The organism is Nocardia sp. TBRC8007, from assembly GCF_056629435.1.
Genome location: NZ_JBWSOR010000009.1, coordinates 126,936 through 139,620, shown reverse-complemented (window position 1 = coordinate 139,620; position 12,685 = coordinate 126,936). Strand labels below are relative to the sequence as shown.

At 62.8% G+C, this 12,685-nt stretch carries 14 protein-coding genes; all 14 read right to left on the bottom strand.

Translation table 11 applies throughout. The annotated features are described in order from the left end of the window. Positions 1-149 precede the first annotated feature (149 nt). The 14 genes from murA to ACX4ZE_RS11235 all read right to left on the bottom strand — a co-directional run bounded on the left by murA (position 150) and on the right by ACX4ZE_RS11235 (position 12,628). On the bottom strand, positions 150-1,409 hold the full coding sequence (gene murA, locus ACX4ZE_RS11300) for a UDP-N-acetylglucosamine 1-carboxyvinyltransferase (RefSeq protein WP_480273316.1): 1,260 nt from the start codon (positions 1,407-1,409) through the stop codon (positions 150-152). Between the two features lie 189 nt (positions 1,410-1,598). Further along, positions 1,599-2,180 carry a cob(I)yrinic acid a,c-diamide adenosyltransferase gene (locus ACX4ZE_RS11295; protein ID WP_480273315.1) on the bottom strand — a complete coding sequence of 194 codons (582 nt, stop codon included), beginning with the start codon at positions 2,178-2,180 and terminating at the stop codon, positions 1,599-1,601. A gap of 16 nt (positions 2,181-2,196) precedes the next feature. Further along, entirely contained in the window at positions 2,197-2,619 is a 423-nt protein-coding gene (locus ACX4ZE_RS11290; protein ID WP_480273314.1) for a DUF2550 domain-containing protein, read from the bottom strand. 262 nt (positions 2,620-2,881) lie between these two features. Then, positions 2,882-3,259 carry a F0F1 ATP synthase subunit epsilon gene (locus tag ACX4ZE_RS11285; protein WP_480273313.1) on the bottom strand — a complete coding sequence of 126 codons (378 nt, stop codon included), beginning with the start codon at positions 3,257-3,259 and terminating at the stop codon, positions 2,882-2,884. Positions 3,260-3,265: 6 nt separating this feature from the next. Continuing rightward, positions 3,266-4,711 (bottom strand): F0F1 ATP synthase subunit beta, encoded by a 1,446-nt coding sequence (atpD, locus tag ACX4ZE_RS11280; protein WP_480273312.1) that lies wholly within the window; start codon positions 4,709-4,711, stop codon positions 3,266-3,268. Between the two features lie 31 nt (positions 4,712-4,742). Beyond that, positions 4,743-5,714 carry a F0F1 ATP synthase subunit gamma gene (locus ACX4ZE_RS11275; protein WP_480273311.1) on the bottom strand — a complete coding sequence of 324 codons (972 nt, stop codon included), beginning with the start codon at positions 5,712-5,714 and terminating at the stop codon, positions 4,743-4,745. A 98-nt stretch (positions 5,715-5,812) separates the two neighbouring features. After that, complete coding sequence (atpA, locus tag ACX4ZE_RS11270) at positions 5,813-7,450, bottom strand: F0F1 ATP synthase subunit alpha (protein ID WP_480273310.1); 1,638 nt, start codon at positions 7,448-7,450, stop codon at positions 5,813-5,815. A gap of 52 nt (positions 7,451-7,502) precedes the next feature. Continuing rightward, complete coding sequence (locus ACX4ZE_RS11265) at positions 7,503-8,312, bottom strand: F0F1 ATP synthase subunit delta (protein ID WP_480273309.1); 810 nt, start codon at positions 8,310-8,312, stop codon at positions 7,503-7,505. Positions 8,313-8,331: 19 nt separating this feature from the next. Further along, on the bottom strand, positions 8,332-8,892 hold the full coding sequence (locus ACX4ZE_RS11260) for a F0F1 ATP synthase subunit B (protein WP_480273308.1): 561 nt from the start codon (positions 8,890-8,892) through the stop codon (positions 8,332-8,334). 5 nt (positions 8,893-8,897) lie between these two features. Next, entirely contained in the window at positions 8,898-9,149 is a 252-nt protein-coding gene (locus ACX4ZE_RS11255; RefSeq protein WP_480273307.1) for an ATP synthase F0 subunit C, read from the bottom strand. Positions 9,150-9,227: 78 nt separating this feature from the next. Next, positions 9,228-10,076, bottom strand: coding sequence for a F0F1 ATP synthase subunit A (gene atpB / locus ACX4ZE_RS11250; protein ID WP_480273306.1), 849 nt, complete (start codon positions 10,074-10,076; stop codon positions 9,228-9,230). 253 nt (positions 10,077-10,329) lie between these two features. Next, positions 10,330-10,791, bottom strand: coding sequence for a Cg1360 family ATP-synthase-associated protein (locus ACX4ZE_RS11245; RefSeq protein WP_480273305.1), 462 nt, complete (start codon positions 10,789-10,791; stop codon positions 10,330-10,332). Between the two features lie 11 nt (positions 10,792-10,802). Next, a complete protein-coding gene (locus ACX4ZE_RS11240; RefSeq protein ID WP_480273304.1) occupies positions 10,803-11,960 on the bottom strand; it encodes a glycosyltransferase family 4 protein in 1,158 nt (385 codons plus the stop codon). After that, on the bottom strand, positions 11,957-12,628 hold the full coding sequence (locus ACX4ZE_RS11235) for an L-threonylcarbamoyladenylate synthase (RefSeq protein ID WP_480273303.1): 672 nt from the start codon (positions 12,626-12,628) through the stop codon (positions 11,957-11,959). Before ACX4ZE_RS11235 ends, ACX4ZE_RS11240 begins: the two co-directional genes overlap by 4 nt. Positions 12,629-12,685: the final 57 nt, after the last annotated feature.

Sequence of the window (12,685 nt, the reverse complement as noted above, 5' to 3'; positions counted from 1 at the left end):
CGGCCCCAGGTCGGTGTCCGTGTCGCTCTGACCTGAAATAAGTTACGTGCCTCGGCGAGCGATGTCAAATCTCCTGGTCAGAAAGCATTTTCGTAGAACTGCCCGGCACAACCGTCGCCACCGGTCGATGCTCGGAATCAAATCGGCGATCATTCCGCGACACCGACCCTGGCGACATCACCGCCCAGCGCCCGTAGCTGCTCGACAAAGTTCGGATAGCCACGGTCGATGTGGAAGACATCGTGCACCTCGGTAGTCCCGTCTGCGACCAAGCCGGCGAGCACCAAGCCTGCACCCGCCCTGATATCGGACGACCACACCGGTGCGCTCGATAACCTAGGAATCCCGCGCACTACTGCGTGGTGCCCATCGGTACGCGCGTCCGCACCGAGCCGGATCATCTCTTCTACGAAGCGGAAACGTGCTTCGAAAATATTCTCGGTAATCATCGAAGTCCCGTCGGAGATAGCGGCCAAACCGATGGCCATCGGCTGCAGATCGGTCGGAAATCCGGGGAACGGCAACGTCGAGAAGTTCACTGCGCGCGGCCGCTCTGCCTGGACCACGCGAAAGCCGTCCTGCTCAAACGAAATTCGCGCACCCGCGGAACGCAACTTATCCAGCACCAAGGCCAGGTGCTTAGGGTTCACGCCACTGACGCGCACATCTCCCATCGTCATCGTGGCAGCGATCCCCCAAGTCGCGGCCACGATTCGATCTCCGATGACGCTGTGGGTGGTAGGCGAGAGCCGTTCGACGCCCTGAATGGTGAGCACTGAGGTTCCCGCTCCACTGATCCGTGCGCCCATCTGGATGAGCATGTTGCAGAGGTCTACGATGTCGGGCTCACGCGCGGCGTTGTCGATTACTGTCTCGCCTTCGGCGAGTACAGCCGCCATAAGGATGTTCTCGGTCGCGCCGACCGAGGGGAAATCAAGGCGAATTCTGGCGCCCTGCAGATCATCGGCCCTGGCTACTACGCAGCCGTGCTCGATCTCACTGGTCGCGCCGAGTAGGCGCAGGCCAGCCTGGTGCATATCGAGTGGACGGGAGCCGATCGCGTCACCGCCGGGCAGTGCGACAACTGCGCGCTTGCATCTCGCCATCAGGGGACCTAGGACACACACCGACGCACGGAATTGAGTAACAGCGGGGAAATCCGCGTGGTACTTCGGTTCCGTAGGCGTGGTGATAGTGACCACCCCACTGTCGATGATCACCTCACAGCCGAGGCCGCGCAGCACATCGCCCATAAGCGGTACATCGAGGATGTCCGGACAGTTCGTGATCGTGGTGGTGCCTTCGGTCAGCAAGGCAGCGGCCATCAATTTGAGGACGCTGTTCTTGGCGCCCCCAACCGTAACCTCGCCGACGAGCCGATTACCGCCGGTAACCAAAAACCGTTCCATGCCGCCTCTCCGCGTATTCGGCGCACTGTTGGTGCAAGGATAGTTGCGGCGGCGGGCTGTGGTGCCGCCTCACGTCTCTGCCATTCCAGCAAGCGCCGCAAGGTGGGCGTTCCGCAGACCATAGGCAGCCCGCCGTGTAGCCGACATACCCGGTGAACGCTCAGGTACGCACTTGTGGGTGCAGCACGATCAGGGATTCAGCTGATCTCCACCGGGCTGCCACAGGATATCCCCGTCAGGATTGGCCACTCGGCTCAGGATGAACAGCAGATCCGACAAGCGATTGAGGTATTTGGCAGGCAAGGTGCTCGTGTCGTGCGGATATGCTGCGATCGCAGCCCATGCCGAACGTTCCGCACGACGGGCCACAGTGCGCGCGGTGTGCAGCAGAGCTGCCAGCGGCGTGCCCCCGGGTAGTATGAACGAGTTCAGCGCGGGCAATTCGGCATTGAACTCGTCACACCACGTTTCGAGTCGATCGATATACGTCTGGGTGATGCGCAACGGTGGGTATTTCGGCTCCGCCACCACAGGCGTCGAGAGATCTGCGCCTGCGTCGAACAGATCGTTCTGCAGCTGTCGCAACACCGTGAGTATCGACACCTCCGGTCGACCGAGAGCAATCGACACGCCGATCGCCGCGTTCGTCTCGTCGCAGTCGGCATAGGCGACCAGCCGCGGATCGATTTTCGCTACTCGGGAGAAGTCGCTCAGTCCTGTGGTTCCCCCATCGCCGGTCCTGGTATAGATCCGCGTTAAATGCACGCTCACGAGCCAAGCCTAGATGTCAAAGCCCCGGCATCCGCCGGGTTCGGTCGGAAGGACGGGATTCCACCCAGGAGAGGAACGCGGTCAGCGAGTCACGATCCAATGCCAACTCGAAGCCACCGGTCGGGTTCGACACCGCGATCACAGCGATATCTTCGGTCATGATGTCGTATTCATCACCGCGCGGACCACGTCGGTTGCCGATGTCGATGCCCCTGCGCCTGATCGTGGAGTCCGGACCTAGTTTGAGGCTGGTGAGTTTGAAGAAAACAAGCCGGTCCTCGTCATAGCGGATCAGCCCATGCCGCCACCCCTGACCACCATGAGCAGGCAATACGCGCAGAATCGCGGCAGTTCCACCGCGGCGCAACATGATCAAGCGGTAAATCGAGGCCAACGCGAGAAACACGAGCATGAACACCAGAATGATCAGAAGAACCATCCCGGTCTGCAATGCCGTTCATCCCTTCGCTCCGCCGCCATGTCATCGACACGGCATTCGATTAGCGGTGTTCGCAGGCCCTCCGTATATGGCACAGGCTGCCGCCCCGAGGCGCCTGGCGCACTCACCGCGTGCGGTCATTCAATCATGGTCCCGAGTGTACAAACGGACCAGCCATATCCAACTCACCTATGAAGCTGGCTGTCGGCGGCGAAGAGAATCTTCACCGCCGACAGCCATATGCTCGCTGACAGGTTGCTGGTCAGGCGTGTGCGTTCTGCTCGACCGCGCGCACCCTCGCCTGAGCCGCTTTCTGTTGCTCTGTGCTGGCGGCCGAGTCGGCCAACACCCGGCGGGCCGCCTCGACATCCACCTCGTCGGCGAATTCCGCCAGTTCGGCTAGTACCCGCACAGAGTTCGAGGTCACTGAGAAAAAACCACCATGCACCGCGGCGACGATACGTCGCCCTTCGGTATCCATGATGGTGACAGTTCCGCCCTCGACCAGTTGGCCGAGCAGGGGCTCGTGTCCCGGCATGATGCCGATCTGACCCTCGGTGGTCTGCGCACTGACGAACGATGCCTGGCCTGACCAGAGCAGTCGCTCGACCGCGACGAGATCAACTGACATTTCCGCCATCGGTGACTACTTTCCGGCGATCTTCTTCGCGGCCGCCTCGACGTCGTCGAGACCACCACAGCTGTTGAACGCCTGCTCCGGGAAGTGATCGAACTCACCCTTGCAGACCCGATCGAAATCATCGATGGTCTGCTCCAGCGGCACGACCGAACCCGGCTGGCCGGTGAACTTCTCAGCGACGATGAAGTTCTGGCCGAGGAACTTCTCCAGCCGACGGGCGCGACCGACGAGAACCTTGTCCTCTTCGGAGAGCTCGTCCATACCGAGAATGGCGATGATGTCCTGCAGCTCCTTGTACTTCTGCAAGATCCGCTTCACCTCGTTGGCCACCGCGAAGTGCCGGTCGCCGACGATTGAGGCCTCCAGAATGCGAGAGGTCGAGGTCAGCGGGTCGACAGCTGGGTAGATGCCCTTCTGCGAAATCGGGCGAGAAAGCTCGGTCGTCGCGTCCAGGTGGGCGAAGGTGGTCGCCGGAGCGGGGTCGGTGTAGTCGTCGGCAGGCACGTAGATGGCCTGCAGTGACGTGATGGAGCGGCCGCGGGTCGAGGTGATGCGCTCCTGCAGCTCACCCATCTCGTCAGCCAGGGTCGGCTGGTAACCCACAGCTGAAGGCATGCGGCCGAGCAGGGTCGACACCTCGGAACCGGCCTGGGTGAAGCGGAAGATGTTGTCGATGAACAACAGCACGTCCTGGTGCTGCACGTCGCGGAAGTACTCGGCCATGGTCAGCGCTGAAAGAGCGACGCGCATACGGGTGCCTGGCGGCTCGTCCATCTGGCCGAAAACCAGGGCGGTGTCCTGGAGAACTCCCATCTCCTCCATCTCGAGCCGGAGGTCGGTTCCCTCACGGGTACGTTCGCCGACTCCGGCGAACACTGAGGTGCCGGAGAACTCCCGTGCGATACGGGTGATCATCTCCTGGATCAGCACGGTCTTGCCGACGCCCGCACCACCGAACAGACCGATCTTGCCACCCTTTACGTACGGGGTGAGCAAGTCGATGACCTTGATGCCGGTCTCCAGAATCTCGGTCTTACCCTCTAGCTGGTCGAACGACGGCGGCTTACGGTGGATGCCCCACTGCTCGCCCTCTCGGCCGAGGCCTGGGGTGTCCAGGCAGTCGCCCAGCGCATTGAAGACGTGGCCTTTTACCACATCACCGACCGGCACCGAGATCGGCTTGCCTGTGTCGGTGACCGTGGCACCACGGACCAGGCCATCGGTCGGCTGCATCGAGATAGTGCGCACGATGTTATCGCCGAGGTGCTGGGCGACCTCGAGGGTCAGCGTCTTGGCCACCGAAGTCAAGGTGATCTCGGCGTGCAGGGCGTTGAACAGTTCGGGGATGGCTCCGCGCGGGAATTCGACGTCCACGACGGGGCCGATGACCCGGGCGACGCGGCCTGCGGCGCCGGTCCGGCTCGTGTTGTCTCGAGTGGCAGCTGCGGTCATTGGTGTTGGTTCTCTCCGTGTCTATGGGCGCTTAGTCGCGGTCCGAGCTCGCGGCCAGCGCGTTCACGCCGCCGACGATTTCGCTGATTTCCTGCGTGATGTGAGCCTGACGCACCGAGTTCGCCTGACGCGTGAGCACACTGGCCAGTTCGTTGGCGTTGTCGGTGGCGGCCTTCATTGCGGTGCGCCGAGCCGCTGACTCGGATGCCGCTGCCTCGAGCAATGACGCGTAGATACGCGTATTGACGTACTTCGGCAGCAGCGCCGCCAGCAGCACATCGGCGTCGGGCTCGAATTCGTACTGCGCGTGGACATCCGCGGTCGGCGAATCCGACACGATGCCTTCACCCAAGTCGAAGCTCTCGTCGACGAAGCTCACCTGGATGGGGGCGAGCCTGCGCACCTCCGGCGTCTGAGTGAGCATCGATACGAATCGGGTGTAGACGATGTGCAGTTCGTCGATACCGGCGATGTCGCCCGTCCCATTCGGAGCCGGAACCGCACCATCGGAACCGGCCATGAAGGCATCTACCAGATGGTGGCAGGCTGTCGAGGCGTCGGTGTACTTCGGCTGCTGTGAGAACCCGGTCCAAGCCGACACGAAGGGGCGATTACGGAAGGTGTAATACGTCAGGCCCTTATTGCCCATGACGTAGAGCACCGGCTCCTTCCCCTCGCCACGCAAGGTTGTCATCAGCTCTTCAGCACGCTTGAGCACGTTCGAGTTGTAGCCACCACACATGCCGCTGTCACTGGTGATCACCAGCACCGCCGCCCGGCGAGCGTCGGGCCGCTCGGTCAACAGCGGATGCGACAAGTTCTTCGACGCGCTCGCCAGCTCACTGAGGACCTTGGTGATCTCCTCCGCGTACGGCTTCGCAGCCGCGACCCTGGCCTGAGCTTTGGAGATTCGCGAGGTCGCGATCAGCTCTTGGGCCTTGGTGATCTTCTTGATCGAATTCACACCACGAATGCGGGAGCGCAATTCACGCAAGCTTGCCATCAGCGGTTCACACTCCCTTCATTCGCGGCAGTAGTTTGGCAGCGCTCACGGCTCCGGCCGCTCATGCTGCTGATCGAATAGCGCATTGCCTACTCGCGTCACTTCTCGACGTGCTTGCGGGTCACCGACAGCGATTCGACCTCTTCATGGCCGAGCTCACCGGCAGCGGGCTCGTTCACCACACGGCTGCCGTCGGAAGCGAGGAAGCCCTGCTTGAACTTATCGGTAGCGGCCTTGATCGCCTCGGCCGCGTCGCCGTCGAGCACCTTGCCGCCCTCGATGGCCTTGAAGGAGTCGGCCGCGGTGCGGTGCAAGTCCTCGATCAGTTCGGTGTTGAACCGACGGATGTCGACAACCGGAACCGAGTCGTAGTAACCGCCGTCGACCAGGTAGATCGAGACGATCTGATCCTCGACCGGCACCGGTGAGTATTGATCCTGCTTGAGCAACTCGACCCAGCGGGCTCCGCGCTCTAGCTGTGCCAACGACGCAGCGTCGAGATCGGAGGCGAAGGCGGAGAACGCCTCCAGCTCGCGGTACTGCGCCATTTCCAGACGCAGCGAGCCGGCGACCTTCTTCATGCCCTTGGTCTGGGCAGCGCCACCGACGCGGGAAACCGAGGTACCGACGTTGATCGCCGGGCGGACACCCTTGTTGAACAGATCGGACTCCAGGAAGACCTGGCCGTCGGTGATGGAGATGACGTTGGTCGGAATGAATGCCGAGATGTCGTTGGCCTTGGTCTCGATGATCGGCAGACCGGTCATCGAACCCGCGCCCATTTCGTCGGACAGCTTCGCGCAGCGCTCCAGCAGACGGGAGTGCAGATAGAAGACGTCACCCGGGTACGCCTCGCGGCCCGGCGGGCGACGCAGCAGCAGCGAGATGGCACGGTATGCCTCGGCCTGCTTGGTCAGGTCGTCGAATACGATCAGCACGTGCTTGCCCTGGTACATCCAGTGCTGGCCGAGAGCCGAACCGGTGTAGGGCGCCAACCACTTGAAGCCGGCGGAGTCCGAGGCGGGCGCCGCGACGATGGTGGTGTACTCCATCGCGCCGTGCTCCTCCAGCGCGGCTTTCACGCCTGCGATGGTGGAACCCTTCTGGCCGATAGCGACATAAATGCAGCGCATCTGCTTGGTGGGGTCGCCGGACTCCCAGTTGGCCTTCTGGTTGAGAATCGCGTCGATGCAAACCGCGGTCTTGCCGGTCTTGCGGTCGCCGATGATCAACTGACGCTGACCACGACCGATCGCGGTCAGCGCGTCGATGGCGGTGATGCCGGTGGCCATCGGCTCCTCGACCGGCTGACGCTCCAGCACAGTCGCGGCCTGCAGCTCCAGCACACGCTGCTGTTCGGCTTCGATCTCACCGAGACCGTCGATCGGCTGACCGAGCGGATTCACGACGCGGCCGAGGAATTTGTCGCCGACCGGAACCGAGAGCACGTCGCCGGTCCGGCGCACCTGCTGGCCCTCCTCGATCTCGGCGTACTCGCCGAGGATGACCGCACCGATCTCACGATCTTCGAGGTTGAGCGCGACACCGAGCACACCGCCCTGGAACTCGAGCAGCTCATTGGCCATCGCCGAGGGCAGGCCGCTGACATGCGCGATGCCGTCGCTGGTGTCGGTGACCACGCCGACTTCTTCGATGGAGGTCTCGGGGGTATAGCTCTGGGTGTAGCTCTCGATCGCGCTACGGATCTCATCGGAGGAGATCGTCAGCTCCGCCATGTTCTTCCTGCTCTCGCTGTCTGGTCTGGAATGTCGGGGTGTTGGTGGCGCGTCAGGTCAGGGCCCGACGCAGCTTCTCCAGTCGGCCGATGGCGCTGCCGTCGATGATGTCGTCACCGACGCGCACGACGACTCCGCTCAGCAAATTCGGATCGACCTGAACATGCACTGTGACGGGCTTGCCGTAGATACGCTGCAACGAAGCGGCCAGCCGGTCGCGCTGCTGCTGGGTGAGCCCGATCGCGGCGCGCACATGCGCGACGATCTGCTCGCGGCGAGCCGCTGCCAAGTCGGACAGCTCGTCGAAGGCCGCGCCGATACCCGAACGCTGCCTGGTCACCACTTGCTCGGCCAAAGTCCTGGTGACGGGTTCCGTCTTGCCCGCCAGCAGTCCGGTGAGCAGCTCCTGCTTGGCCGAAGCCGGCTTCGACCGATCCGACAGTGCCTGCTCCAGCTCGGGATTGTCGCTGATGATTCGGCCGAGTCGAAACAGTTCGTCCTCGACCACCTCCAGCCTGCCACCATTGGCCGCCGACTCCAGCAGTGCCTCCTGGCCGAGCAGGATCAAGGTGTCGATCAAGTCGGCGGTGCGCGACCAATCCTGCGCGACCGCGGTGGTCAGCACCGCCAGCGTGGCAGCACTGACCTTGCCGCCGAAGACCCGCTCGCAGAGTTCCGCACGAGCGGAACCCGGCACCGACACGTCCGCGAGCGCCACACGCAGCGAACGCTGGTCGTCCAGCACGGCGACAACGGCGAATAGTTCCGACCCTGTCGTGGCCGCGGCACTATCGCTTCCGGTCAGAGCGCCCCGAAGCGCCTCCCGAGACCGGGTGCTGGCCTCGCGGCTCGCTGCGTACATGCTTCTCACTTTCGCGTCGTTACCTTCCGACCCCGATGCCTGCGTCGGATGCGTCGAGCTCGTCGAGGAACCGCTCGATCGATGCCGCCTGCTTAGCCTCATCCGATACCGACTGTCCGATGATCTTCTCGGCCAGGTCGACGGCCGTGCGACCGACTTCGGCGCGCAGCTCGGTCAGGATCTGCTGGCGCTGTGCTTCCAGCTGCGTATGGCCCGCCGCGATGACGCGGTCGCTCTCGGCCTGGGCATCGGCACGCATCTGAGCGAGGATCTCCTGGCCCTGGCTACGCGCCTCTTCCCGGATGCGAGCGGCCTCCAGCCGAGCTTCGGCCAGCTGCTGCTGGTACTGCTGCAGGGTGAGCTGTGCCTGTTCCTGCGCGGCCTCGGCACGAGCGATGCCGCCCTCGATCTTGTCGGAACGCTCATCGAGCGCCTTCGTCAGGCGTGGGGCCACGTACTTGTAGAAGAGGACCCCGATGATGCTGACGCAGACAACCGACCAGATGATGTCATACGTTGCGGGGAGGAGTGGGTTCACTTCCTCTCCCTCCGCCGCCGCGAGCAAAACTGACTCGTACATGGGGATCAGAAAATGAAGCCGGCGACGAGACCGATCAGGGCCAGCGCCTCGGTGAAAGCGATACCGAGGAACATGTTGGTCCGGATCTGGCCGGACAGCTCGGGCTGCCGGGCGATACCTTCGATCGCCTTACCGACGACGATGCCGACACCGATACCGGGGCCGATCGCGGCCAGGCCGTAACCAACGGCGCCGTAGCCCTTGACCGTGCTCTCAGCGGTGGTCGCGGCTTCCTGGGCCAGGTAAGCGAGGCTCATGAGTCTTCCATTCCCTTTCTGTTGCTCACCCGCCGGTCGGCGTGGTGTAGCAGATTTCTGGTAGTTGTTTCGGTCGGGTCAGTGGTCGGCCGCGTGCTGGGCGAGACTGATGTACACGGCGGTCAGCAGCGCAAACACATAGGCTTGCAGGAAGATGACCAACAACTCGAACAGCGTGAATCCGAGTCCCGCCAGTAGCGAGAACGGCGAGAACACCTTCATCCACGCAGCGGCGTCGAACAGGAAGAACCAGGTCGCGCTGAAGAACAGCACCAGCATGATGTGGCCGGCCAGCATGTTCGCCAGAAGTCGGACGGTCAGCGTGAACGGACGCAGAATGAAAGTAGAGACGAACTCGATCGGAATCAGCAGTACATGTAGTGCGGGGGGAACGTTCGGCACGACGATGCTGCTGCGCATGTAGTTGAGGAAGCCGTACTTCCGGATACCGACGTAATTGAAGGCCAGGTAGGCGATAACAGCCAGAACCAGTGGCATACCGATTCGAGCGTTCGACGAGATGTTCATCCCTGGAATGACACCAGAGAAGTTCAGGAAGAGAACCGTGAAGAAAATCGTGGCGATCAGCGGGAAGAATCTCCGGCCCGATTCCTTGCCGAGTACTTCGTCGCAGATCTGCTCCTTGACGAAGACCAGGCCGATTTCCGCGACATTCTGCAGTCCGCGCGGAACGATCTTCGGCGAACGGAATGCCAGCAGCATCACGATGACCAGAACAGCGGTCATCACGATACGGATCAGCATCAATCGATCGAGTTCGAACGGCGTACCCTCGAACAGCACAGCTGGAGGGAAGAAGTCGGTAAGCGACGGCGCGTGGAACTCGGCCGCCAGAGTGGTGACGCTCAGCGTTCTCTCCCGTGTTCGGGCCGCGGGTATGGTCTCTCCCGCGGTTCGATCGGACATTGACGATCAATGTGGTCGACTCAGGTCGGCTCGAAGTTCGTCAGCAGCTGTGCGGCGGTTGGATCCCACCCGGCGTCTGTACGTGTGTCGGCGACATCGTCGACATGCAGAACCGGTACACGCTCGGAGCCCGGTACGGCAGTAAGCATAGCGGCCACGCTCAGGGTTCCCGCAGGTGGCCCCTCGCTTGGTCGCTTGCTTACCAAGACTTTACCAAGCCGACTACGACGACGTGTAGGGGGTGGGCATTTTATTACTCACGGGTATCCGGAGTGTTCTCCCTCTCGGCGCCGACGGTTTCCACGTAGGGAACTTTTTGCCGCACAACGCCATAGGTCTCCGCACCGAGCACAATGACCAACGCTCCCACCACGGTGAGGAACAGCACGACCCGGTCGTAAAAAGCGAATCGCTGAAGAATCGCGACGACCACCAGCGCGACCAGCATTTTACCCACCCAGCTGGCCAACATGACCAGCCCGGCGGTGCTCGGTGGCAGTTTCGCGCCGAATAACACGACGGCCGCGGTGGTGAGGATGAAGCCGCCGCCGATGGCGGCGCCGAGCAGTGCGCCCCATATACCGGATGACCCCGAAACCGCGGCACCGAGCCCGACCGCCAGAACCAGCAGCACACCCAGACCGAACAAGCCGTAGCGCAGCGCGGCCCGCAGTGGCGCGTCCGAACCTGGGACGGGTTGGGGGGTAGAGCTCACAACCTCCGACCTTACCTGGACGCCGAACGCTCGGACGCCCGCTCCCCCCGCCTGAGCCCAGGGACCGCCGTGATCACCAAGGCGAAGACCAACCCGCCCGCCATCAATAGGACGACCAGTCTGCGGTCCATCAGCGAAGTGCCGACTGCGCCGAAAGCTAGCACTCCAACCCACAAATAGATCAACAGCACCACCCGCCGGTGTGAATGCCCGATCTGTAGCAAGCGATGATGCAGATGCATTTTGTCCGGTGTCGAAAAGCTCACCCCAGCACGGACCCGGCGCACAATGGCGAGCAGCAGGTCGAGCACCGGAATAAACATCACCGCACCGACCAGCAGCAACGGGGACAGCAGACCGACAATGTCGCGCGTCCCGTACCCCTGCAGCGGAATTCGTCCGGAAGCGCCGGTCGATATCGCAGCCAGCATCAATCCGATCAGCATCGAACCGGAGTCACCCATGAATATGCGCGCGGGCTGAAAATTGTGTGGCAGAAATCCGAGGCATCCACCCGCGAGCGCGGCGGCCAACAGCGCGGGCGGATAGGTATCGACCGAACCACCTTGTTCGTTCATCAAACCCAGGCAGAACACGAATACGGCGAGCGCCGCGATGAGACCGAGCCCGGCCGCGAGACCATCCAGCCCATCGACGAAGTTCATCGCGTTGACCAAGGTGACGGTGACCGCGACGGTGACAAGGCCACCCTGCAATCCGTCCAATACCACCGTGGTGTTGTTGAAGGGGTTGTAGATGACGTACCAACCCACCCCCATAGCGGCCATCACACCCGCCGCAGTCACCTGTCCGGCGAATTTCGTCAGCGCGTCCAGACCCCACCGATCATCGACGATGCCGACCAACACGATGAGGGTGCCTGCTACCAGCACCGCGATCGGGATATTGGGGGTGTAATCGAAACCGTTGCGCATCGCGGGTAGCTGGTGTGCGAACAATACTGCCGCGACCACCCCGATATATATTCCGACGCCACCCATCCGTGGAATCGGCTCTAGGTGCACATCCCGATCACGCGGAACTGCGATCGCGCCGAAACCGATCGCCAGCGCACGGATACCACCGGTGACCAAGAAGGTCACCACCGCGGATATGAGCAGAACGACCAGCAGCTCCCGCAGCGGAACGACAGCACTCGAGCCCATCATCCGCGCGTCTGGGCGGGGCCGCCGAGCGCCTCCGGTGGTATGCCGAGCACCTCAGCGATGTCGGTGCTCGACACCGCCCCTTCACGCAGGATGCGCGGTTGGTCGGCGGTCAGGTCGACAATGGTGGAAGCGACCGCGTGCTCGGCGGGACCGCCGTCGAGGTAGACGCCGACCAGCGTACCGAGTTGATCACGAGCCTCGGCCGCGGTTTTCGCCGGAGGCTGTCCGGACACGTTAGCGCTGGAAACCGCTAACGGACCGACCTCACGTAGCAACTCGAGCGCGACCGGGTGCAGCGGCATCCGCAGCATCACCGTTCCACGCGTATCACCAAGATCCCATGCCAGCGAAGGGGCTTGCTGCACAACGAGACTCAGACCACCTGGCCAGAAAGCCCTGATCAGCTCGCGGGCCTGCGGACGCACCGAGAAGACCAAGCCGTCGATCGTGTGCCACGATCCGACGAGCACTGGCACCGGCATATCCCGGCCACGGCGTTTGGCCTCGAGCAGCAGGCTGACGGCAGAGGAATCGAATGCGTCGGCGGCCACACCGTACAGGGTGTCGGTGGGCAGGACGACCAACCGTCCGGATTTCAGGGAGCTGGTTGCCGCGGACAGTCCGGCGGCGCGCGAATCGGGATCCGCGCAGTCGTAGACGGTACTCACGGCCCCCATCCTGGCATGCTGGCCCGCCTCTCCGAGAATGCTGTCCCACCTCTCCTG

What these genes read in the sequence shown, in the direction of transcription:
- murA (WP_480273316.1), bottom strand. Translation starts at nt 1,409, where the DNA reads ATGGAACGGTTTTTGGTTACCGGCGGTAATCGGCTCGTCGGCGAGGTT.
- ACX4ZE_RS11290 (WP_480273314.1), bottom strand. Translation starts at nt 2,619, where the DNA reads ATGGTTCTTCTGATCATTCTGGTGTTCATGCTCGTGTTTCTCGCGTTG.
- ACX4ZE_RS11285 (WP_480273313.1), bottom strand. Translation starts at nt 3,259, where the DNA reads ATGGCGGAAATGTCAGTTGATCTCGTCGCGGTCGAGCGACTGCTCTGG.
- atpD (WP_480273312.1), bottom strand. Translation starts at nt 4,711, where the DNA reads ATGACCGCAGCTGCCACTCGAGACAACACGAGCCGGACCGGCGCCGCA.
- ACX4ZE_RS11275 (WP_480273311.1), bottom strand. Translation starts at nt 5,714, where the DNA reads ATGGCAAGCTTGCGTGAATTGCGCTCCCGCATTCGTGGTGTGAATTCG.
- atpA (WP_480273310.1), bottom strand. Translation starts at nt 7,450, where the DNA reads ATGGCGGAGCTGACGATCTCCTCCGATGAGATCCGTAGCGCGATCGAG.
- ACX4ZE_RS11265 (WP_480273309.1), bottom strand. Translation starts at nt 8,312, where the DNA reads ATGTACGCAGCGAGCCGCGAGGCCAGCACCCGGTCTCGGGAGGCGCTT.
- ACX4ZE_RS11260 (WP_480273308.1), bottom strand. Translation starts at nt 8,892, where the DNA reads ATGTACGAGTCAGTTTTGCTCGCGGCGGCGGAGGGAGAGGAAGTGAAC.
- ACX4ZE_RS11255 (WP_480273307.1), bottom strand. Translation starts at nt 9,149, where the DNA reads ATGAGCCTCGCTTACCTGGCCCAGGAAGCCGCGACCACCGCTGAGAGC.
- atpB (WP_480273306.1), bottom strand. Translation starts at nt 10,076, where the DNA reads ATGTCCGATCGAACCGCGGGAGAGACCATACCCGCGGCCCGAACACGG.
- ACX4ZE_RS11240 (WP_480273304.1), bottom strand. Translation starts at nt 11,960, where the DNA reads ATGATGGGCTCGAGTGCTGTCGTTCCGCTGCGGGAGCTGCTGGTCGTT.